Raw genomic sequence first — 23,686 nt, 5'->3', positions numbered from 1 at the left:
TTAATCACGCACTACTATAACAAAATAAAATTCGTGTGTCAATTAATTCACTTTGCGCCGACTAAATTATTATCTTTTTGTTTCAAAACATCAAATTTTAAGTGATTATGACTGCACCCAACTTTAAGAATATCACCATTCTTAAGGTCACCTTTAATCAGCATTGAAGCAATCTTATCTTCAATATCCTTCTGAATTGCACGGCGCAGCGGTCTTGCTCCCATTTCAGGATTATAACCATCTTTTGCAATCTTATCCAAAGCAGCTGTGGAAATTTTCAGTTGAACTCCTTGTTTATGCAAGCGGTCAATCAATTTACGAGTTAAAAGCGTAACTATTTGACGTAATTGCTTTTGATCAAGTTCGTCAAAAATAATAGTTTCATCAATCCTGTTTAAAAATTCAGGTCTGAAGAACTCTTTAAGTGCTTGACGAACGCGATCTTGCCGCAGCTTGGTTTGACTAGTATTATCAGCATTAAATCCTAGAGCCTGCGTCTCAAATAATGAACGGGAACCCAAATTGGAAGTCATGATAATAATAGTATTTTTAAAGTCTACTTTACGGCCCTTGGAATCGGTTAAAAAGCCATCTTCCAAAACCTGTAGCAACAAGTTGAATACATCAGGGTGAGCTTTTTCAACTTCATCCAATAATACTACTGAATATGGATGGCGGCGAACCTGTTCAGTTAGCTGCCCGCCCTCATCATAGCCAACATAGCCCGGAGCAGAACCAATCAATTTACTATTAGCTATTTGATCCATATATTCAGACATGTCAATTCTAATCAAGTTGTTCTCAGAGCCAAAAATTGCTGCAGCGATTGCTTTTGCTAGTTCAGTTTTACCGACCCCTGTCGGACCTAAAAATAGGAATGAACCAATTGGTCGATTTTCATCTTTAATGCCGCTGCGACTTCGCCTGACCGCCCTGCTGACAGCAGAAACTGCTTTGTCCTGACCAATAATGCGCTTATGTAAGTCTTTTTCCAAATTGGCTAAGTGTTTAGTTTCATCCCGATTCATTTGGGTAACGGGAACACCGGTCCAATTAGAAACTACTTTAGCAACATCTTCAGGTTGAACTATAGCACCTTTACTAGTTGATTCATCAAGCTTTGTTGTTAATTCATCTTGTCTTCTTTGCAAACTATTTTGTCTTTCCTGGAGTTGTGCAGCTTTAGCAAAATTCTGGTTAACTGCAGCATGATTCTTTTCGCCAATGACTTTCTCGATTTGATCATTAAGTTGTAATAACTGATTGTTAGAACCTTTACCTGACTTAATTTTAACTGCAGCACTTGCCTCATCAATTAAATCAATTGCCTTATCTGGTAAATAACGCTCAGAAATATAGCGGCTAGAAAGATCAATTGCATTTTCTAAAGCAGAATTAGATATTTTTACATGATGAAATTTTTCGTATTTTGGTTTTAAGCCATTCAAAATTGCTAAAGTTTCAGCACGAGAAGGTTCATTTAACCTCACGATTTGGAACCGACGAGCTAAAGCCTGGTCTTTTTCAACATATTTTTGATATTCATCAAAAGTGGTAGCACCAATCATTTGAATATCACCTCGAGCTAGAGATGGTTTTAAAATATTCGCAGCATCAATCGAGCCTTCAGCGCCTCCAGCTCCAATGAGAGTGTGCATTTCATCAACAAAGAGAATAATATTGCCATTCTCAGTAATTTCCTTGATGATTTTTTTCATCCGGTCTTCAAATTCACCACGATATTTTGTACCAGCAACAAGTCCACCTAAATCCAGTGAGACCACTTGCTTCTTTAATAAATCGTGCGGTACTTTTTTAGCAACAATGGCGCTTGCAATGGCTTCTGCCACTGCCGTCTTGCCTACACCTGGTTCACCAATCAACACAGGATTATTTTTATTACGCCGAGATAAAATTTCAATCACTCGTGCTACTTCACGATCACGCCCAATGACTGGATCTATTTCACCATTTTCAGCCCTCTCGTTGAGGTTGACTGAAACCTGATCAAGAGTTGGTGTGCTGGAATTTCTACTGGTGCTTTCTTCAGAGCCATTAAAACCTGACCAACTGCTATCCTCTTGATCATTTTCATCCATATCTTGTTCATCTTCACCTAAACTGTGCAGGATGTCATTACGCAAACCATCAAGATCAATGTTTAAATTACGCAAAATCACAGAAGCCAATATCTGCTCATTGAGGACCATTCCTAATAAAATATGGCAGGTTTTAATTTTAGCAGAACCTTCTCGTTCAGCTAAAGTGCCAGCATATGCCAAAACCATGCTGAGGCGTGGTGACATCTGCATGTAACTGGTTTTGCCAGCTGAGCCATAGCCTGTATAACGTTCAATTTCTTCACGAATCGCTTTCGGTGTTGCACCCCAAGCCCGCAAATTTTTGCCGGCTTCACCATCAGATTCAATTACCATCGCAAGTAGTATGTGTTCAGTACCAATCAAACGATGATGAAAATTCTGTGCTTGCTCTCGTGCAATTTCTAATACTTGATTTGCACTAGTCGTATAAGATTTTTTCATCATAGCACCACCTTTAAAAATGACGTGTATACACTATAAACCTTTTTGAGAATTTGTAAAATATTCTGTTTGAGGCTAAATATAAGTGTCATGTCAAAAAACTTTGCAATCATTATATCAAAGACAAGCACTTCGTGCGACCCAATCCTTCTTTATTATTTAAATTAGAAATAAATTTTTCAACAGAATACTTGTGCAAAAATCTTAGTGGGCTGTTATAACTTCCAAAAAACTAAAAATTCTCATACTAGCAAAAATAAATTACCAGCATGAGAATAAATCTATATATTATCGGGAAAACAGATATTGTACTCAGTTTTTAAAATACCTTTATATCAACGATTATAGCAATAATTTCGACATATGAAGTCGATTTTAGCCTTTCCAGAAGTATAAGATATTTCGTACATTGAAGAATACTAACCATTAAGTTAAAAAACTATAAAATAATTGATTACAGCTGGTTATGCTAACAAATGTTGCCCTAATCTAAAAATAAATGTATTGTTTTCACCTAATAAAATTCAATATATTTATTTCCTTAAACTAGCTTTTATAACTGTTTTTTTATATTATTGCTTTGAGTATTCTAAATGGTTAGTGACAAGAATTTATACTCGAGAACTAAACAGAAGAAGTTATAATGCCAATACGCTTCCTAAAGATAATGATAAAATTTGAACATAATATAATTTTTATATGAGAAACAGTATGCAAAGATTTCACTATAAAAACCAAGAATATGATGGACTTGTAATTTTTCCTTTTGATCCCAACGCAAAAGATAATACAATGCAATTAAATGAATTTGCTGAAATAATTGGTGAGGGACTACTTACCAAAGAAAAGTGGAAACCAATACCTACCGAAAGCAATAGGAATAAGATAGTGCCAAATGAAGATGGTACATCAATTATGGAAATTCCAACTTTAAATGGTTTAAAGAGGTTACTGGCTATAGCTCAGCCGATAAGTTATTTAACAGTAAAACGAACTTGTGAACTAAACTTTAAATCTCAAGAAATTTTTAATGAAGAATCATATAGCGGTGACTATTATTTAAAAGAGCCTGGCATAATTGAAAACTTATTATACAGAGTTGAGAATTCAATTGTTTTCGGAGAAAATCGTCTACCAACAATAATCACTAAAGCTGCTAGTCTATGGTATACAATCGCCAGATACCAGGCATTTAGCAATGGGAACAAAAGAACAGCTTTATTAGCAACTGTAGACTTTTTGCAAAATAATTTTTTGATCTTTAATTTAGGGCCAAAAACGGACTTAGAAAAACAGCTCTATAACGTTTCACTTAAAATTGCTAATGATGAGTATTCGGAAGAAAACGTCAAATTATTTATTAAGGACCATGTTATAGTAGATTTTGATATGCTTAATTACCTTATAACTTACGTTCCACAGTTTAAAATAATAGACAGTTGAATTTAATTGTGGTAGTTTGTAGAATTAGGAAGGTAGGAGGATAACATCATGGAAAATAAATTTAGATTAATTTCTCCTTCTGAAGAACAAATCAGAAAATCATCTAGGCCTAGAAGTAAACAAGAAGAACAACTTATACATGAATATAGAAATAATCAGATTCAGAATAATAAACCTTTAATACGAGTTTTAAAAAGGTTGAGTAAAACTTAAATAATATAGTCGAGTTAATAACTCGGCTATTTTTATGCACAAAAATCGATAGATAATGAAATGATATGAAACATAAACTGAATGTAAAACAACAAAAGTTTTGTGATGAGTTCAATTAGGAGTAGCAATGCAGCAAAAACCCGTTTCAGCTATTGGGGGAATGTTCTGTTGAAAATGAAAACCTTAAAAAACCAAAACGTTTTTCCTTAAAGCAAATTTAGTCTAAAGTAAAGGCTTAAAAAAAAATTGTAGTACACAGAATAGTATTGCAGCTTATTTTAGTAACTTAAATGAAGGGTTAAGATTCATACTTTTTTGAGCTCTAGTAAAATTGCCAATAAACTCATCAATCGCTGTGTGCTTTAAATAGTAATAGCATAATTGTTTATAACCAATATTCTCCACTTATATCACGATTGAGTTTATCAAGTATATAGACTCCAATTAAAACTCTTTTTTGATTTTCTGAACAACTTTCAAAGGACTTATCATCCCTCTAAATTACCGATGTATCAACGCCTTTTACTATGAAACTATTCTATTAGCTAAATATCTAAGATTAGCCCACTTGCACGTCTGCTTAAAAATATGAAGTCTAATATGAAGTTTTTTAGCTCATTTTGAGCTAGTTTCAGAAAATTTAAAAAAACAAAAATGCCTTTATACCAGCGTTTAAGCCATCTGATATAAAGGCAAAATCTTCTTTATCGGGAAAACAGGATTCGAACCTGCGACCTCTACGTCCCGAACGTAGCGCTCTACCAAGCTGAGCTATTTCCCGATTAACAAAAAAACTCACCGCGCGGTGAGTTTTTATTTTTTAGAGCGGAAGACGGGATTCGAACCCGCGACCCCCACCATGGCAAGGTGATGTTCTACCACTGAACTACTTCCGCAAGACAAATATTATTATAGCAAACCCTATCTGATTTGCAACCCTTTTTGACAAAAAAATTCACGAAATTGCAACTGGCACATCAAACCTAGCGTTTTTGGGAGTCAGCAAAGGAAAAAACTTTGAACTTCTACGATCTTTTAGTAATAATTACCTCCCACCTATAGCTCTGATAATTGATCAAGATATATAATTAATGAAAAATTCTGTATTAAGGTTGGTGATTAAAAATGAAACATAGCCTAGAAAAATTAGTCAGATGCCCCGAAGGCGAATTAAAATTTACGGATAATCAAGTGCAATTGTTGCTGGGCAATATCGGTAACTTAGATCCAGTTATTCGCGATGATCTTGTCTATACTTTATTTGCCCGCGGCTTTTTAGAACGCGCATTTACTCATGAGCAAGAACAAACTATTATTAATACATTTATAACAGAAAAGAAGCTCTTTAAAGATATTGCTAAACCACAAAATGACAATGTTTTTTTAAGATCATTCAGTGCCTTATTAGGCTCCGTCATACTCGAAACAGATCAGGAAACGGAAATTTTGACGAACGAGCAACGAAAGCAGCTTTTTGCATGGAGCATTGACTACCTCCTGCGTGAAAAAGATTATCGCGGCTATGTTGAAGGCAAAGGCTGGGCCCATAGCATTGCCCACGGTAGTGACTTTCTGGGGGCAGCTTTAAGCCATCCTAAGTTTTTGAAACAGGAGCAAAGCAGGGTTATGCAAATAATCCCGACAATTTTTAAAAAGATGGACGCGCCCTTTGTCGATGATGAGGAGCAGCGCCTTGCTTTTGCCTTTTACCAAGGTGTTAAAACTGACAAAATTGCCCTTAGCAGCTTCATTGAACTTATTAATCAAAGCGACGTAGCGCGATATCAGGAATTGCAAAAAGACGATTTGCTGTCATGGCGTAAATTAAGTACTTGGTTACGCCTTTTACAAAACTGGTACTTCTTCTTTGATGCTACCAAAGATTTACAGGTTATTTTAAAGGAAAAAATCACGAAATACTATACCGAAATGGGCTATTGATCAAACAACCTTTTTCTGGTCTTTTTAGCCAACTTATCACAATTTAATTATCCGATATTGTTTAAACTCATCTGCAAACGAAAATTTAACAATAAAAGGCATAATTGGCTGAATGGCCTTAAACTTTAAGTAGTCAAAGGTAGGGTCAAAATAATTAATGACCGTGCCAATAGCGTTGCCATGACCGGCAATAATTACTCGCTGTTTTTCGTGATTCTTAATGACAAATTCCAAGGCCTTAATATTTCTTTGTTGCGTTTGTCGTAAAGATTCGCCTTTAGGCAATTTATAATCGAAATTAGCCCATTGGGATTCACAAAATTCATGGAAGTTAGAAATCCAGCTATCACCGACTTTTCTTTCTCTAAAAGCTTCAATTCGCTTAACTTTTAACTTTTTTTGTTTGGCAACGGGCTGAATAGTCTCAACCGCGCGTTTATATGGGCTGGAATAAATGGCACTTATGTTTTGATTGCTAAAATATTCTACTAATTTTTGGCAATCAGCCAACCCTTTTTTGGATAACGGCCTGGTTAAGTCGTTGTGATTACTTAAGTCTGGTTCGGCATGCCGAACAAAATATACAATAGTCATTTAAACTTTTCTCTTTCAGTTAGATTTAATGTTAAAAAGTGACTTACAGCCATTACTATTAATTGGTTACAAAAAAGCAAACCATTAAAATTAAAGTCTTGCTTTTTACAGACATATTATGTTAATTATCTTTTTTCTTTTTCATGTCTTCTTCAACTTCGCGTTCGATGTCTTCAATTCTTTCAGGACGCATTGTTGGGAAGAGTAAAACATCCCTAATTGCTGGTGCATCAGTTAAAAGCATTACCAAACGGTCAATACCGATGCCGAGACCACCTGTAGGCGGCATTCCGTATTCCATTGCCCGCAAGTAATCTTCATCAATCATATCAGCTTCATCGTTACCGGCTTCACGCTCTGCCATTTGTGCTTCAAACCGTTCACGTTGATCATCTGGGTCATTCAATTCAGAAAAGGCATTACCGTATTCTTCACCCATGATATAGATTTCAAAGCGATCAGTAAACCGAGGATCATCAGCATTCTTTTTAGCCAGTGGTGAAATTTCAACTGGGTGACCATAGACAAAGGTTGGGTCAACAATTGTTTCTTCACAGTATTTTTCAAAGAAAGCGTTAATAATGTGACCAACCTTCCAAAAGCTTTCCACCTTGATATCATGATCTTCAGCAATCTTAGTTGCTTCCTCAACGCTCATTTCTTTCCAGAAATCAACGCCGGTTTTTTCTTTAATCAAATCAACCATGTGAACACGACGGAATGGCTTGCCAAGATCAATTTCGGTACCCTGGTAAGTTACCTTACCATCATCCGTAACAACGTTAGCAGCTGCCCGAATAATGCCTTCTGCTTCATCCATCACATCGTGGAAGTCCCAGTATGCGGCATAGGTTTCCAGTTCAGTAAATTCTGGGTTATGGTGAGTATCTAGACCTTCATTTCTGAACACACGACCAATTTCGTAAACCCGTTCCATATCACCGACAATCAAGCGCTTAAGAGGTAATTCAAGTGCTATTCTCATGTATAAGTCAATATCAAGAGCATTGTGGTGAGTAATAAATGGCCGAGCTTCAGCACCACCAGGGATATTGTGTAAAACTGGCGTTTCAACTTCCAAGAAGTCCTTACCATTCAAGAAATCACGGATTGCTTGAATAATCTTAGTCCGGTTAACAAAACGTTCATAACTTTCGTGATTAGTAATTAAGTCCAAATAACGTTGACGGTAGATTTGTTCAACATCTTTCAAACCATGGTATTTATCTGGCAAAGGCCGTAAAGCTTTAGATAAGAAAGTTACGTGCAAAGCCCGAATGGTTAATTCACCAGTATCGGTCTTCATCACTTCGCCATCGATACCTAAGAAGTCACCAATATCAGATTTTTTGAAAATCTGGTAGTTTTCTTCACCGACGATATCTTTACGAACGTAAATCTGAATCTTACCAGTTCTGTCATAAAGATCAGCAAAACCAACTTTACCCTTACCTCTTTTTGCCAACATTCTGCCAGCAACTTTGGTCTTAGGGAGCTCGCTATTTAACTCATCCTTATCATCTTGTGCGTATTTTTCATTTAAAGTTCGAGCCAAATCTTGCCGATCAAATTTTCTCATGCCAAATGGCTCAATCCCATTTTCGCGTAATTCTTCCATTTTTTGGCGGCGAACGATTAATTGGTCGTTCATTTCACTTTTAGCCAATTACTTTTCCTCCATTATCTTTCTATTTTCGCTTCTAGCAGCCTTTTGTGCTTGCCTTGTTTCGTAGTCCTCAACAAAATTGTCAAGTAAGTCATAAACCTCTTGTGCCGTCCAAACTTCATTTATTTTAGCACGAGTACGGGCTGAACGGGGAATTCCCTTCAAATAATATGCTGCTTGTTGCCTAAACTCTGGGACAGCAATTTTTTCACCTTTAAGATCTACTAGGCCCTTCAACTGGTGTTTAGCAGTTGCTACCCGCTCACGAACCGTCTGAGGTGCGAGCTTTTCACCAGTGTCTAAATAATGCACCATATCTTTGACAATCCACGGATTACCTAAAGCAGCGCGGCCAATCATGACGGCGGTACAGCCAATTTCATCTAAGGCCTTTTTAGCAAGTTCAGGTGTTGTAATGTCGCCGTTAGCAACAAATGGCACGTCAAGTACTTGAGCTACCTCATGAAGCGTCTCCCAGTCTGCTTCACCGGCATACATTTGTTTCCGCGTTCTGCCGTGCATCGCAATCATACTGGCACCCGCTTCTTGGGCAGCCAAGGCATTTTCAACCGCAAAAATATGCTTACGATCCCAACCAATCCGCATTTTAACGGAAACGGGCTTAGAAACATTTTGGACTACGGCGTGCACCATTTGATAAATTTTGTTAGCATCCAAAAGCCACTTCGACCCTGCATCGGTCTTAGTAATTTTTGGCACCGGACACCCCATATTAATATCAATAATATCAGCCGCCGTGTGTTGATCAATATATTGTGCCGCTTCAAGCAGTGTTTCCTCTGTACCACCAAAAATTTGAATACTCATTGGGTGTTCACGCGGATCAACCTGCATCATCGACATTGTCTTTTTATTACGATAAATGATTCCATGATCAGAAATCATCTCGCACACAACCAAGCCGGCACCGAATTTCTTACAAATCATCCGAAAAGCCGAATTCGATACTCCGGCCATCGGCGCTACAACAACCCGGTTTGGGATGGTTATTTCGCGAATTTTCCAGCTATTATTCACCAAATCATCCTTTCAAATACTTTAACATCATAACAAAAAGGATTCTATAAGCAAAATTCATGGTACTTTTCGTAACAAAAAGTTAACCCTTGATATCTATATCAATCTTTAATTACTTTTCGATAAAAAATTTTCCAGGTGCAACTCTATTATAATAACGCAAAAACGGTTTTTGGCTAGCTTCATCAACTGAAATGTTAATTACACCAGCATTTTGTATTTCACCAACCAAAGCAATTTTAGGTATCTGCAAAACATTCTGGACCAGAGAACGAGAAGCAGTGCCATGAAACACTAATAAAACCGACTCATTTTCATGATTATTAATTAGGTCATGCCAGAAATCCATTAGTCTGTCTGCCAAATGCTGGTAGGTTTCACCGGTGCAATAATCACTGTAATTTTCTTTGAAATAACCCAGTTCATCAAATACTTGAGGATACTTTGCAATTATTTCGTGAACATCTTTACCATCCCAGTTGCCATAATTCATTTCGGTTAAACGGTCATCAATCAAAATCTCATGTTTACCCTGGTTTAAAATTTCTGCTGTTTCACGCGCTCTTTTTAAAGGACTGGAATATACATAATCAATCTTGTTAATGTCAAAACTGTCGCGTAAATTTTCAGCTTGTTGTCTGCCTGTTTCATTTAATGGTAAGTTAGTTCCTGAGCCATTTATACCAAAAGTTTTATTAGTGTCCGTTTGGCCGTGACGAACTATATATACGTTTAGCATTTATTTTCTCCTTTACTTTTCATTCAACTCTTTCATTATAGCAAAGTTGGTACTAACCGCACTTTTAATCTCTAGAAAAGCCGAAAAAGTGGGCATGATTTTTAGCTATAATTCTGCTCTAGTCGCACCACTTCGTCATAATATTGCAATTCTTCAAAACGATGAACGACACTGATAATAGTAGTCCCTGGCAAATATTTTTTGATCATGTGGTAAACAATAGTAATAGTCTTTTCATCTAAGTTACTGGTAAATTCATCTAATAATAAAATCTGGGGTTTCGCAACAATAGCTCTTAAAAACAAAATCTTTTGTTTTTCACCACCAGATATTTTATTTTTAAAGTCTCCTGGTGTTTTATTGGTTAAATCGGTAACAGAATGAATCAAGGTGGTTAAATTGATTTCTTCAATCAGTTTTAGCAAAATATCAGGTGAAACTTTATTATCGGGGTAGCAAATATTCTCCATAATTGAGCGGTTAAATAATTGTGCATTTTGCGGCAAGTACATAAGTTGTGGCTTACTGGCAAAAGGCAAAATAATTTGACCAGCTTGTGGCTGATAAAAACCAGTTAACAGTTTAAGTAACGTACTTTTACCAGTGCCGTTAGGTCCTACAAGTGCGGTTATTCTGCCTTTTTTAAACTCTAAGTTCAAATCTTTAAAAACATCTTGTTTCTTTTTGTAAGAATAACTGAGATGTTTGAAGATTATTGCTTTTTTATTTGAATCGAATTGAACAGGTAATGGATGCTCAGTTGATTTTTCCCCGTACTCTAATTCCGAGAGGCCAGAACGAATTCTGTTGAGAAATTCTTCAATCGCTAAATACTGGGTACCAAAGCCAGACAAATTAACAATAGAATATAGCAGAATGAGGATCAAAGAGAGTGCTTGATTTTCTTTAGTGCCAATTAAAAATTGCCCTAAAACCGTAATAATGCAAGCCAAAATCACAATTAAAAATTGCTGAAACAGAGATGCCTCGTTAGTAATTCGTTGAACTTTGATAAAAGTCTTTTGTTCACCATTCAATATTTTATCCATATTCCGTTCTTCAAAGTCTTTGGAATTAGTTGATAAAATCGTTTCAATGTTACTGTAATAATCAATGATATATTCGTTGACTTTAGAAGCACTTTTAAGCGATGCAGCTACATTATCCCTATTTCGTCTGGCCATCCACACCGAAATCAACATATAACTAATAAAGAATAATAAATACAAAATACCGACAAAGATATTTTGTAGACTTAACATTATTGTATACATAATAAGCATGACAGACATTTGCACTATTACTTCCAGGCCGGATTGCTCCAACTCTCGACATGCAAATGAAACATCTTTAATGTAGCTTTGAACCTTTCCCACTGGCTTATCAGAAAAGTAGCTAAAAGGCTTATTAACAATTGACTCCCATAAAATTTGTTTAGAAAATTTTCTTACAGCCTGAATAAATGAATTATTACAACTGTTTATTAACGGCATCATCATCAATGAGACTGCAAGAGCAAGGACTAACAATATTTGCAAATTTGTACTTAAATGGGCTTGAAATAATGCAGTAATTAAATATGGTTGTGCAAAATACACGGCATAGGCGACAAAAAGAAACACACCAAAAAATACTATTTTTAGTATTCCAATTCTATCAGCTACCTGTCGTAAATATTTCCCAACCATTTTCTTTCCTTTTCAAAATTTTAACTAAAATGAATAAAACATACTTATCACTTATATGACAATAACTTATTAATTAATTTTAGTCAAAATTGCTTTTAATTCATCTTCTGTATAGTGGTATTTATTACCACAAAAACTACAGGTCAATTCTGCTCCGTGATCCTCATTAATCATGGTTTCAAGCTGACTTTTCTTCATTGTTGCTAAAATCTTACCATACTTTTCCTTAGAACAATCACACTTGAAGGCAACTTCATCTTTTTCTAAAATCTTACAGTCATCGTCGAGAATCATAGTTGCCAATTTTTCAGGAGTCAAACCAGTCAAAAAAGCACTAGAAAGTGCTGGCAACTTATTGATTCGTTCAATAGTCTTAGTTATTAAACTGTCTGAAGCACCCGGCAATGCTTGCAGCATAAATCCACTTGCCTCACCTATAGTATTATTGGGATTAACAAAAACTGACAAGCCAACAGCCGAAGGAATCTGCTCAGATTTGGTTAAATAATATGCAATATCTTCTGCAATCTCACCAGAAACAATAGGTACTTGACCCGTATAGGGCTCTTTTAAGCCCAAATCTTTAGTAACTTCAAGCCATCCTGCACCGACGGCTTTTTTAACATCAATATGACCATTTTCTTTTGGTGGTAAAGCAATATGGGGATTTTTAACATAACCCTTAACAGTTAAGTCTGATTTGGCTGTGACTATCGTTGGACCTACTGGACCATTGCCCAAAAGTCTGATCGTCAATTCTTCCTTATCTGTGAGCTCTGCTCCTGCCAGTAAAACACCCGCGAGCAAAGTACGTCCAAGAACAGCGGAAGAAGCTGACCAAGTATCATGCCGGGTTTGTGCTTCTTGAACCAAATCCTTGGCAGTAATCGTTAACAAACGTAAATTTTTAGTCTTATCAATTGCTTTAATTAAATAATCACTCATTTTATTCTCCTAAAAAAATAGAGCCTAAAGTAGGCCCTATTAATTATTATTCTTGAGGATGATCATCTTCACTATGTGAATTATCATTATCCTTTGAATCTTGCTGATCCTCAGAATCCTTTTCTGACTCAGAAGAATTAAAATCAGATGTTTTTTCTTCTGAATCTAGCTCAGATTCTTTGGGAAATTCAGTTTTTTCTGGATTTTCAGGATTACTTTCTTCTGCTTCCTCATTCTTTTGGGCGGGTGACTCTAGAGAGGCATCTCTTTCTTCCTGCGCCTTTTCTGAATTTATAAGATTTTTCTTCTGCGATTGATTTTCTTTCTTTTCAGCAGCAGCCTTAGCTTCTTCATAAGTTGATGCTTTGGATTCGCTTGGATATTCCTGCTCTGTCTTTTCAGGCATCTTGCCCGTTGTGTAAAGAGACATAATTTGCTTTTCATCCAAAGTTTCATACTTAAGTAAAGCTTCAGCTATAATGCGATGCTTTTCACGGTTGTTTTTAACAATTTCAACTGCTTTAGCGTGAGCTTCATCAAGTAATTTCTTAACCGCCTCGTCAATTTTAGCTGAAGTTGCTTCACTATATGGTTTAAAACCATAAGGATTAGTTTCGCCCTCTTTTTCAAGTTCAACCATCCCCAGTGAATCGGTCATTCCGTAATTAACTACCATGCTGTGAGCAATCTGCGTGGCTTGTTCAAAGTCGTTAGAAGCACCTGTTGACTGGTCTCCAACTACAACTTCTTCACCAGCACGACCACCCATCAGACCAACGATTTGTTCCATTAATTGTTTCTTAGTTAGCAGGAACTGATCATCTTTAGGCAACATCAAGTTATAGCCACCTGTTCTGCCGTGAGGCACAATAGTAACTTTACGCACCGTTCTTGAATCACTAAGCACTAAACCACAAATGGAGTGACCAGCCTCGTGAAAGGCAACTCTGCGTCTTTCCTTTTGAGAAATCAAGCTGTTTCTCTTAGCAGGACCCGCAATGACACGGTCTTCAGCTTCATCCAAATCTGCAGCAGTAATATTATTACCGTTTCGTCTGGCTGCAAGCAGTGCAGCTTCATTAAGTAAGTTAGCTAGGTCTGCACCAACAAAACCTGGTGTTTGACGAGCAATTTCCTTTAAATCAACATCATCAGCCAAAGGCATATTCTTAGCGTGAACACGTAAAATTGCTTCACGGCCTCTAACATCAGGTGTACCAACTAAAACTTTTCTGTCGAAACGACCTGGGCGCAAAAGAGCTGGATCCAGTACGTCAGAACGGTTAGTAGCTGCAATAACAATAACGCCTTCGTTACCTTCAAAACCGTCCATCTCAACTAACAACTGGTTCAAAGTCTGTTCACGTTCATCGTTACCGCCGCCAGCGTTACCACCACGTCTGCGTCCAATAGCATCAATTTCATCTATGAAAATAATACTTGGTGCGTTTTTCTTGGCATTAGTAAATAAGTCACGTACACGACTAGCACCAACACCGACAAACATTTCAACAAAGTCTGAACCTGAAATTGAGAAGAAAGGAACATTTGCTTCTCCCGCTACGGCACGAGCCAGCAATGTCTTACCAGTACCCGGAGGACCCTCAAGTAAAACACCTGAAGGTATCTTAGCGCCTAACTTGGTAAATTTAGCCGGATTCTTTAAGAATTCAACCACTTCTACCAGTTCCTGCTTTTCCTCCTCTTCGCCGGCAACATCAGAAAAGCGCACTTTATTCTTCTTGGGATCCTCAGGCTTAACATGAGAACGACCAAAATTCATAATTCCGCCGTTGCCGCCTCGGCCTCCGCCACTTTGACTGACCATCATCCAAAGCATAACTATGAAAAGAATGGTCGGCACAAGCATGACAATAGTCGAGATCCAGTTTCCAGATTGTGACTCACCCTGAGTCGTCATCTTAGTGCCACTCTTTTGAGCTAGTTCTTGCACGTTGGATACGCTGGAATCATTTTGTAGCATCGTAGTGGAAAAACGTGTTACTTTTGATCCTGAATTGCCATTAAAAAAGTCAAAATTACTATCTGACTGGTTTTTACTTTCTTGTGTTTCTTTATAGCTACCTGAAACAGTATAAACACCATTTGCAGGTTGAACATTAAAGTTTTTAACTTTTCCCTTACGCAAATCACTTACAAATTCAGAGTAACTAATATTCTCACTGCTACCAGAATTATTTGATCCGCCAATTGCCCAGTTGATTCCTCCTATTAAAAGCAGGAAAACAACTATATAGAATAAACCGTTTGAAAACAGCCGATTCCGGTTATTTTTCATATAAAACCTCCGCAAAGTTTCTAGAGATATACGAATAAAAGTTTATCACAAATTTCATCTGTACTCTAATAATTTAAAAATTTTTATCAATTATCTTCATATAAATAAAAGCATTTTTCACCAGAACACACTTGCTGATTAGAATAAGTCTGTTCAATGAAAACCACTTTATCACCATCATAAATAGTCAAACAGTATGGCCGCAATATATTCGGAATACCACTTTGAGCAAACTTTTTCTTGCTCTTTACATGGCTGCCATCTTTTAATAAAAGCCTTGTTCCGGGTAAAATTGACCCTGCGGTAAATTGTTTTTTATTGCTTGCCCTAAAATTTCCAATTAATTTATGAGGTTCGGCTGCTTTTAAAGAAAGTAAAAATTTACGCTTATTAAATGAAAATACTTGATCGAGAATAATTTCTTTATTTGCTGGCCTAGCTGGCAACTGTTTAAAAAGATAAAAAAAGCCTTGATAAACAAGTAACGTATAATTCGCCAAATTTTGATTGACTCGCTCCTGCCAGGTCTGCCATATAAAATGTTGCCAAAAAGCCTGCTTTTGCTCACTATTCAATTGTTTGAGAGCACTAGTTTTTAGACGATATGCTACATTTAAAAACTTTTTCGGCTGGTCAAACTGAGCAAATCTTTCATCGACGATTGATGTTAGCAAACTAACCTCTTTACTAAATCTAAGAGCATTTTGACCAATTTTTTTATTTTCTTTTTTAAGTAAGGGAATTACATGATGACGTAACTTGTTGCGCAAAGTATCGTCCTCATTATTAGTTTGGTCGATTACGTACGGTATGTGGTGCTTTTTGTCATATTCTAATAAATCAGCTTTTGTGACATTTAAAAGAGGCCTTAACAAAGTCATTCCCTGCATTTCGCTAATTGCCCTCAAACTATTCATTTCACTAGGATTACCAGAACGAATAAATTTAAGCAGAATATTTTCAAGCAAATCATCCATATGATGTGCCGTTAGTAAATAATCTCCCTGATAATTTCGCATTATTTTAACTAAAAAATCATAACGATATTTTCTAGCGGCAGCCTCAACGCCGACTAGAGGTTGTAAAGATTGAGGCCATTTTTCATTAATTAACTCGATACTTTTATTTTGACAATACGCAGAAATTACTTTTTCTTCTTCAAAAGAGTCAGGCCGCAATTGATGATCCAAATGAGCGGCGAGCAATCTAAAATGGTATTGCTCCTTTATTTGATATAACAAATCTAATAAAGCTAATGAATCTGGTCCACCACTAACTGCGACTACAAGGGTTTTAGCAGCCAGCGGCAAATGATTTACCTTAAAAAAGTCATCAATCCGCATAACTGACCAAATCTTGTTCTAATTTTTTTATTTCTTTTTGGGCATCATTCACAGTTTGCGTTAATGTCTTGGTAAAATCTGCCATTTTAGTATTAGAAAAAGGGTTAGTATGATCAATTAAATCAGGATCATTAACCCTCATTCTTGAAAGGGCGATTTTGCCTTTATAATTATGAAGGACAACTACGCGAATCTGTTCTCCAACACGATAATTATTCTTTTCCCGCAACCAATTATTGTTAAAATCACTATGATGAATTAGCCCTGTTTGATGATGAGAAAGAGTGACAAAGATGCCTAAGTCATTAATATTATTGATAATACCTGTAACTCTCTGTCCAACTTGATATTTCATTAATTATTGTTTTTTCCTTCAGGTAAATTGTAAATTGTTTCGTTTGGCTTAGAGTACAAAAATTTAGAACGAATCAGTTTAGCCACGTAATCAGTATCTTTCAAGTCATTGCGCTTAGCTAATAAAACTTGTTTTTGATTGTTTATTTTCTTCAATTCCTTTTTAGAAGTATGCACTTGACTGTTAATATGTTCTGTCTGAGAGTGCGTAACGCCAATCTGTACTCCTAAAAACGCAAAAATGGCAACGAAAAGAGCAACGATGCGATTACGTCGTACACGGTGTACTTCTTTTGCTCTTTTTTCTTGTTTACGTTTCAGACGAGCCAGTTGCTCCTCCGGACTAACTGAATTGTATATACGTGGACCGTTCATAATTTTGACCTCTACTATCAAAAACAAATACTATTTTAATTATAACAAGACCACCTATAAATGTCATTAAAGACCAAACTAATTTATTAATTCATATAATTCACTGGCTTCTGCCTTTTTAGTGGTTTCTTTAATTGCACAAACCTTGGCTTTTACCTGTTTAGAACCATAGCCTACTTCGATAATATCGCCAATCTTAACGTCATAGCTGGACTTGACCACGTGATCATTAACCTTGATGCGACCCTGATCAGCCATTTCTTTAGCTATTGGGCGTCTTTTAACTAGTCTGGAAACTTTTAAAAATTTATCAATTCTCATTTTTTTCTCCTATCTTTGAATAATATCACTGGCAGCCGTCATAAAAGTAACTAAATTAGTAAATAATTGTCTCTGATGCAGATTATCAGGAAGTTCCAACAGCACAACCAGCCTGTTAGCCGGAGAAAGATTGATTTTTGCTTTAAATGAAACATGTTCAAGAGCCTTAAAAATATTAGGTCCCTGTAATTCTTTTGAAGCTTCTAATCCAAATTCAACTTTTACCTGCTGGTTATTAATTTTGGTAATATTTCTGACCTGTGCTAAATCTGCTTCAGCCTTTAACTGTGAAATTGCCAGTAAATTTTCGACCGGTTCAGGATAATTACCAAAGCGATCAATTAACTCATCTTTAATTTGCTCGATATCAGCAGGACTGGCAGATTTAATTTTCTTATAAAATTCGATTTTTTCTTCTTGATCACTAATATATTTTTCTGGAATATATGCTTCAAGTCCCATATCAATTTCAGCGTTGCTCTTTCTGACTTTCTTTTTGTTTTTCCGATTTTTAATGGCATCAGAAAGCATTTGTGAATACAGATCATACCCGACACTGTCAATAAAGCCATGCTGCTCTGCTCCAAGCATATTGCCAGCTCCACGAATTGACAAATCACGCATAGCAATTTTGAACCCTGATCCAAGTTCGGTAAAATCACGTATGGCATCCAACCTTTTTTCTCCAATTTCTGTCAGAACCTTATTGGGCTGATATAAAAAATAAGCGTATGCCAAGCGGGCGCTACGACCAATTCTGCCACGCAACTGGTAAAGCTGACTTAAGCCATAATGATCTGCATTTTCAATTAACATGGTATTGACATTCGGCATGTCTATTCCGGTTTCAATTATGGTAGTTGTAACCAAGATATCAAATTCTCTATTTAAAAACCGATACAAAATATCTTCCATTTGGTTTTTACTCATACGGCCATGAACACTGACAATCCTGGCTGTAGGCATGAGAGCTTCGAGCTCCAGCACAACATCATCAATGTCACCAATACGGTTGTGTAAATAGAAGACTTGTCCTCCACGCTGAATTTCCCGCAGACAGGCTTCCTTAACAACGCTTGGTATTTGTTCCATTACATAGGTTTGAATCGGATAACGATTGGACGGCGGAGTTTCCATAACTGATAAATCCCTCACACCAATCATTGACATGTGCAGCGTACGAGGAATCGGTGTTGCAGTCAGCGTTAAAACATCGATGTTGGCTTTCAGTTCTTTAAGCCTCTCTTTGTGCTTTACGCCAAATCTTTGCTCTTCATCAACAATGAGTAAGCCTAAGTCTTTGAACTTAACATCTTTTGACAATAATCTATGCGTTCCAACCACTAGATCAATCTTGCCATTCTTTAAACCTTCAGTAATTTTTTTGGCTTCAGCTGGAGTTTGAAAACGGGATAAAACAGCATAATTGACGGGAAAATTTTTAAACCGGTCTTGGATAGTTTCATAATGTTGCTGTGCCAAAATTGTTGTAGGTACCAAAAAGGCAACTTGCTTGTTATCTTCAATCGCTTTAAACGCTGCTCTTAAGGCTACTTCAGTTTTACCAAAGCCAACATCACCCACAAGTAGCCTGTCCATCGGCTTTTCTTGTTCCATGTCATGTTTGATTTCCTTAATTGAACGCAGTTGGTCCGGAGTTTCGACATAAGGAAAAGCATCTTCAAACTGCCGTTGCAAATCATCGTCTTTTGAAAAAGCAAAGCCCTTTTCCGCTTCTCTTTTGGCATACAAATCTATTAATTCATCGGCAATATCTTCGACCTTAGATTGAACTCTACTCTTGGTCTTTGCCCATTCACTACCACCTAGCTTGTTAACATGTGGTCTTTTGCCTTCAGAAGCAACATATTTTTGCACTAATTTCAGCTGGTCAGCGGGAACAAATAATTGATCACCATGTTGGTAGGTAATAGTAATATAGTCTCTTTTGACACCATTATTTTCTAAAGTTTTTATACCTTCAAAGCGGCCAATTCCATGATTAACGTGAACAACATAGTCGCCTGGTTTCAATTCAGTATAACTGCGCAGTCTTTGGGCATTTTCCATGGTTTTAATACGGCGACTGTGGTGCGTTACTTTGTTAAAAAGTTCTCGTTCAGTTAAATAAACCAGATTATTATTGGGTAAATTAAAGCCGCTGGCAAACTCGCCAACCACAATTTGCGTTTGATTCTCGACTAGGTTATCTGGCTTAACAATTGCCACATCCATGCCAAACTCAGCCATCGTCTGACTAATTTGTTTTGCCCTCTTATTATTATCTGCCTGCAAAATTACCGTTTGTTGTTTTTTCTGATATGATTCTATTTCAGACTTGATAAGAGGCATCTGACTGAAAAACTGTTCAGGTTCTCTTGTCTGCCAGTCAAATAATTGCCCTAGTTTAACGCGACCAATACTGCGTTGAAATAATGAAAAATAAAGGTGACTATGTTTATCTTGCACCCAATTTCTATGAAAGTCACTATAGAGCTCTTGTCCTGGTATCATAGCTCCAGTTTTTAGTTCATCAGCAATAAAACCGGCATTCTGTTCATCTACTGTTTTAACAGCCTGCTCAATTAACGGCCAGTCATCAAGCAGAACCAAGCCAGAACTTGCTAAATAATCAAGGAGATTATCAGGACTTTCAATTAGAAAGTCTGTTAAAAAAGTGTAGTTTTGAGGTAATGAACCGCTATTTAATTCGTCTAGGGACTCCGCAAAATGTTCCTTAACTTCCTTTTCACCAGCAGGAGAATCTGCCATAGCTTTTGCTATCTTCTGTGCAGCACGTTTAAAATTATCAGCGGCAAAAACGCGATCTTGAGCTGCAGTAACGACTATTTTATCAATTTGCCTTTGACTGCGTTGACTGGCTAAATCAAATTCTTTAATAGTGTCAATTTCGTCACCAAAGAATTCAATTCTGACAGGATTTTCGCGGTCAAGTGGGTAAACATCTAGAATATCTCCTCGTAATGCAAATTCGCCAGGTTTAGCTACCAGATTTTCGCGGCGAAAGCCTACCTGCACAAGCCAGTTAGTCAGTTCAGCTAAATCAAATTCTTTTTCGGGTTCAAACTCCCGTCTTGCTGCTTGGTATTCTTGCGGTTTAGACAATTTATACTGTAAGCCCTGCGGAGTAGTAATTACGATGCCCTGGTTCTGACTCAGCAAAAAATTAAGCGCCTGAATACGACTACTTAATTCATCAGGTGAAGTAACTGCTGTTTGAGTAGCTATCGATGCATCTACTGGAAAAATTTGCACGCTGTCTTCAGGCATAATTGCATTGAGTTCACTATATAGTTTTTGGGCCTTGTTTTCATTTTCTTCCAAAACCACTAGCGGCTTTTTTAAAGTTTCAACTATTTGGCACAAAAGCAAATCAAAAGCACCGGCATTGGCTCCGGTGATCAAAGAATTTTTGGTGTTGCTAGTATTAGCAATAAAATTTATCAGATCATGATCTTTTTCAATAATGTTTGTTAAACGCATTTTAATTATATTTATTCATTAAATACTGTGTGCTTTTGCCAGCAATAAAGTCAGTTATGACCTCACTGGCTGTATCAAAAGCTTCATCCATCAATCTTTTTTGTTCGGTATTAAACGGTGATAAAACCCAGGAGACCACACTAGCTTCTGTTACATTTGCTGGATGGCGGATGCCAATTTTCAGTCTGTTAAAATTATTGGTGCCTAGATCACGGATAATACTCTTAATACCATTATGACCTCCGGATTTGCCATTTGCACGAATACGGATTTTACCTAGTGGCATGTCCATATCATCATGAACGATCAAAATGTCCTGGGGCTCTACTTTAAAGAAATGGGCAAATTGGGCTATAGATCTGCCCGAATCATTCATAAAAGTTTGTGGTTCAAGTAAAATCACGTCAATTCTCGCTATTTTTTGTTTAGTATACTTACCTTCAAACTTTGCTCTTTCCAAATTTAAAGAGTTTTTTTGTAAAAAGTGATCTAAAGCCATAAAGCCTGTATTATGTTTTGTTCCATCATATTTTTTGCCTGGATTACCTAGACCTGCTATAATTTTCATTTAACTTCCCCTTATTTATAGTCTTATTAATGATAGCACAATCAATCGGTCTGATTTCCATAAAGACTATTACACTTTGATTTCATTGATTAATTAGGCTTTTTAATTTGTACGGCAAGTGCTAAAATCAATTTGAATAATGTTTTTCTTTTAATTTTCATTTAATCTAATTTTTTCATTTATATGATATAATCGTTTAGATTATTTTTACAACGGAGGCAGTTTAATGCTAATCAAATCTTTGGTTATTAAAAAAGATTATTTAACCACAGTCAACGAACACGCTACGCTTGAAGAAGCTTTAAAAACTTTGGAAGATTCTGGATTCCGATGTGTGCCAATCTTGGACGACACTGGCACAATTTTCCGTGGTAATATTTATAAAATGCATATCTACCGCCATAAATCCCAGGGTAAGGATATGAATTTGCCAGTTACCTACTTATTAAAAAACGCCACTAAAACTATCAAGGTTAATTCGCCTTTCTTTAAAGTTTTCTTCACAATTAAGGACTTGCCTTACATTTCAGTGTTAGACGAAGAGAACAAATTCTATGGTATTTTGACGCACTCAAGATTGCTCGATATGTTATCAGATGCTTGGAATATTAAAAATGGGTCGTATGTTCTCACTGTTTTAACTGATAATTCAAGGGGTAATTTAGCAAAAATGAGCAAAATTATCAGTAAGTACTGTGCAATAGCGGGTGTAATGAGCCTGGACGCACCTACTGCTGGTAAAACAGATAATGCTGTAAGGCGTATTTTATTTACATTACCTGCTGGGCTCACCGAAGACGTTTTAAAAGAAATCGTTAAACGTCTTGAAAAGAAAGGTTATGTTGTCGCTGAAATTGAAGACTTGCAGGCCGGTATGACCCTTATGAGTGATGAAAATCCTGGTGTTTACATTAACCAAGACGAAAATAATTAATTTTTGCTACTATAAAAGCACATCGAGACGATGTGCTTTTATTTATTGTCAATTATAATATTTTCTTGGCAAACGATCATCTAGTAAACAAGCAACTTCATAATGAATGCTGTCAACATAGTCAGCAGCTTTTTTAATACTGTTGGGCGCTACCGGATCATTTGATATCAAAACTACTTTAGTTCCTACTGCCATTTCATATGGCAATTGCACCATTAACTGATCCATGCAAATGCGACCGACAATAGGACAGTATTCAGAACCAACTTTAATTTTAAAACCCTGAAATTTGCGAATAAAACCATCAGCATAACCTACTGGAACTGTACCAATAATTTGATCCTCGTCAGCAATGTATGTTGAACCATAACCTACTCCCTGACCCTTGTGAATAGTATGGACTTGTACCAGTTCACTAACAAAAGACATAGCCGGCTTTAACTTAATTGCGGTTTCTAAGTCAGCACTTGCAGGATTTGAGGACGGATTCAGGCCGTATATGCCAATACCAAAACGAACCAGATCACTATGAACTTTTTTATCAAAAACACTGGCTGCAGTGTTGTCTACATGAATCCATTTGGGTTTTATTTTCAACAATTTTTTAAAGTGGTTAAAGCGCGTGACTTGTCCTTGAAAATATGAATCATCGCTGCTGTCTGCGGAGGCAAAGTGCGTAAACAGCCCTTCAACAGCAAAATTGGAATTATTCAATAAAAAATCATTTGCTGCAATAAATTCATCATCTTGACTAAAACCAATGCGTCCCATCCCGGAATCTATTGCCAAATGAACTTTTAATTGCAGCTTGTCCTGAATCAAGTTAGATTCGGCTTCTCTGAGCCATTTTAAATCAGGCACAGTTAATGAGACGCCATTCACAGCTGCAAGTGAGGCATACTTTGCGGGCGTAACGCCCAACACCAAGATCGGCTGGACAATTCCGGCTTGCCTTAATTCCAGAGCTTCATCTAAAATAGCAACGCAAAAGCCACTGGCACCTGCCTTAACAGCTTCTTGGGCTACTTTTACCGCACCATGGCCATATGCATTTGCTTTAACAACGGCAAACAGTTTCTGCCCTGGTGCCAAATGCTTAATTTCTTCTTTAATATTCTGTCTTATTGCAGCTAAATCCACACACACAGCTGCAGGTCTATGAATTCCAGGAACCATCT

Annotated in this window: 19 protein-coding genes and 2 tRNA genes; 4 read left to right on the top strand and 17 right to left on the bottom strand. The window is 36.8% G+C overall.

The annotated features are described in order from the left end of the window. Nucleotides 1-47: 47 nt before the first annotated feature. Complete coding sequence (locus tag Q0R51_RS05425) at nucleotides 48-2,543, bottom strand: ATP-dependent Clp protease ATP-binding subunit (RefSeq protein WP_198202770.1); 2,496 nt, start codon at nucleotides 2,541-2,543, stop codon at nucleotides 48-50. Nucleotides 2,544-3,254: 711 nt separating this feature from the next. On the opposite strand from Q0R51_RS05425, the gene Q0R51_RS05420 reads away from it, so the two are divergent. Then, a complete protein-coding gene (locus tag Q0R51_RS05420) occupies nucleotides 3,255-3,986 on the top strand; it encodes a type II toxin-antitoxin system death-on-curing family toxin (RefSeq protein ID WP_198202721.1) in 732 nt (243 codons plus the stop codon). A gap of 48 nt (nucleotides 3,987-4,034) precedes the next feature. Continuing rightward, a complete protein-coding gene (locus Q0R51_RS05415; RefSeq protein ID WP_156962767.1) occupies nucleotides 4,035-4,199 on the top strand; it encodes a hypothetical protein in 165 nt (54 codons plus the stop codon). A gap of 707 nt (nucleotides 4,200-4,906) precedes the next feature. Here the strand turns inward: Q0R51_RS05415 and Q0R51_RS05410 are convergent. Both Q0R51_RS05410 and Q0R51_RS05405 read right to left on the bottom strand, forming a co-directional pair. After that, nucleotides 4,907-4,980, bottom strand: a tRNA-Pro gene (locus Q0R51_RS05410). A 43-nt stretch (nucleotides 4,981-5,023) separates the two neighbouring features. After that, a tRNA-Gly gene (locus Q0R51_RS05405) sits at nucleotides 5,024-5,095 on the bottom strand. Between the two features lie 229 nt (nucleotides 5,096-5,324). Here Q0R51_RS05405 and Q0R51_RS05400 point away from each other — a divergent pair. After that, entirely contained in the window at nucleotides 5,325-6,140 is an 816-nt protein-coding gene (locus Q0R51_RS05400) for a DUF2785 domain-containing protein (RefSeq protein WP_198202722.1), read from the top strand. A 36-nt stretch (nucleotides 6,141-6,176) separates the two neighbouring features. Here Q0R51_RS05400 and Q0R51_RS05395 read toward each other — a convergent pair whose 3' ends face one another. The 13 genes from Q0R51_RS05395 to pth all read right to left on the bottom strand — a co-directional run bounded on the left by Q0R51_RS05395 (nucleotide 6,177) and on the right by pth (nucleotide 21,574). Beyond that, a complete protein-coding gene (locus tag Q0R51_RS05395; RefSeq protein ID WP_103752358.1) occupies nucleotides 6,177-6,734 on the bottom strand; it encodes a histidine phosphatase family protein in 558 nt (185 codons plus the stop codon). A gap of 121 nt (nucleotides 6,735-6,855) precedes the next feature. Beyond that, on the bottom strand, nucleotides 6,856-8,400 hold the full coding sequence (gene lysS / locus Q0R51_RS05390; protein WP_103752357.1) for a lysine--tRNA ligase: 1,545 nt from the start codon (nucleotides 8,398-8,400) through the stop codon (nucleotides 6,856-6,858). Beyond that, nucleotides 8,401-9,441, bottom strand: a complete 1,041-nt coding sequence (dusB, locus tag Q0R51_RS05385) for a tRNA dihydrouridine synthase DusB (protein WP_232352227.1) — start codon at nucleotides 9,439-9,441, stop codon at nucleotides 8,401-8,403. A gap of 109 nt (nucleotides 9,442-9,550) precedes the next feature. Then, nucleotides 9,551-10,177, bottom strand: a complete 627-nt coding sequence (locus tag Q0R51_RS05380; RefSeq protein WP_187156668.1) for a histidine phosphatase family protein — start codon at nucleotides 10,175-10,177, stop codon at nucleotides 9,551-9,553. A 101-nt stretch (nucleotides 10,178-10,278) separates the two neighbouring features. Further along, nucleotides 10,279-11,865 (bottom strand): ABC transporter ATP-binding protein, encoded by a 1,587-nt coding sequence (locus Q0R51_RS05375; RefSeq protein WP_198202724.1) that lies wholly within the window; start codon nucleotides 11,863-11,865, stop codon nucleotides 10,279-10,281. A gap of 69 nt (nucleotides 11,866-11,934) precedes the next feature. Then, nucleotides 11,935-12,810: an Hsp33 family molecular chaperone HslO gene (hslO, locus tag Q0R51_RS05370; RefSeq protein ID WP_198202725.1), complete on the bottom strand. Its 876-nt coding sequence runs from the start codon at nucleotides 12,808-12,810 to the stop codon at nucleotides 11,935-11,937. Nucleotides 12,811-12,856: 46 nt separating this feature from the next. Next, entirely contained in the window at nucleotides 12,857-15,109 is a 2,253-nt protein-coding gene (gene ftsH / locus Q0R51_RS05365; RefSeq protein WP_294757202.1) for an ATP-dependent zinc metalloprotease FtsH, read from the bottom strand. Nucleotides 15,110-15,195: 86 nt separating this feature from the next. Further along, nucleotides 15,196-16,452, bottom strand: a complete 1,257-nt coding sequence (tilS, locus tag Q0R51_RS05360) for a tRNA lysidine(34) synthetase TilS (RefSeq protein WP_294757201.1) — start codon at nucleotides 16,450-16,452, stop codon at nucleotides 15,196-15,198. Continuing rightward, on the bottom strand, nucleotides 16,442-16,807 hold the full coding sequence (locus Q0R51_RS05355; protein ID WP_198202728.1) for a S1 RNA-binding domain-containing protein: 366 nt from the start codon (nucleotides 16,805-16,807) through the stop codon (nucleotides 16,442-16,444). The genes tilS and Q0R51_RS05355 overlap by 11 nt, the downstream gene beginning before the upstream one ends. Then, the gene (locus tag Q0R51_RS05350; protein WP_294757232.1) at nucleotides 16,807-17,184 is read right to left on the bottom strand and encodes a septum formation initiator family protein; all 378 of its coding nucleotides are present in this window, start codon (nucleotides 17,182-17,184) and stop codon (nucleotides 16,807-16,809) included. Before Q0R51_RS05350 ends, Q0R51_RS05355 begins: the two co-directional genes overlap by 1 nt. Nucleotides 17,185-17,259: 75 nt before the next feature. Then, nucleotides 17,260-17,502, bottom strand: coding sequence for an RNA-binding S4 domain-containing protein (locus tag Q0R51_RS05345; RefSeq protein WP_046325375.1), 243 nt, complete (start codon nucleotides 17,500-17,502; stop codon nucleotides 17,260-17,262). 9 nt (nucleotides 17,503-17,511) lie between these two features. Next, on the bottom strand, nucleotides 17,512-21,006 hold the full coding sequence (gene mfd, locus Q0R51_RS05340) for a transcription-repair coupling factor (protein WP_294757200.1): 3,495 nt from the start codon (nucleotides 21,004-21,006) through the stop codon (nucleotides 17,512-17,514). A 1-nt stretch (nucleotide 21,007) separates the two neighbouring features. Beyond that, nucleotides 21,008-21,574: an aminoacyl-tRNA hydrolase gene (pth, locus tag Q0R51_RS05335; protein WP_294757199.1), complete on the bottom strand. Its 567-nt coding sequence runs from the start codon at nucleotides 21,572-21,574 to the stop codon at nucleotides 21,008-21,010. 226 nt (nucleotides 21,575-21,800) lie between these two features. Between pth and cbpA the strand changes: the two genes are divergently transcribed. Then, the gene (gene cbpA / locus Q0R51_RS05330) at nucleotides 21,801-22,508 is read left to right on the top strand and encodes a cyclic di-AMP binding protein CbpA (protein ID WP_294757198.1); all 708 of its coding nucleotides are present in this window, start codon (nucleotides 21,801-21,803) and stop codon (nucleotides 22,506-22,508) included. A 48-nt stretch (nucleotides 22,509-22,556) separates the two neighbouring features. On the opposite strand, the gene alr is transcribed toward cbpA, so the two are convergent. Then, nucleotides 22,557-23,684, bottom strand: a complete 1,128-nt coding sequence (gene alr, locus Q0R51_RS05325) for an alanine racemase (RefSeq protein WP_294757197.1) — start codon at nucleotides 23,682-23,684, stop codon at nucleotides 22,557-22,559. Between the last annotated feature and the right edge of the window lie 2 nt (nucleotides 23,685-23,686).

Source organism: uncultured Lactobacillus sp. (assembly GCF_946477725.1).
In the GTDB taxonomy this organism is placed as follows: domain Bacteria; phylum Bacillota; class Bacilli; order Lactobacillales; family Lactobacillaceae; genus Lactobacillus.
Note: the sequence above shows the minus strand (reverse complement) of the source record. Positions and strands in the feature narration are given on the sequence as shown.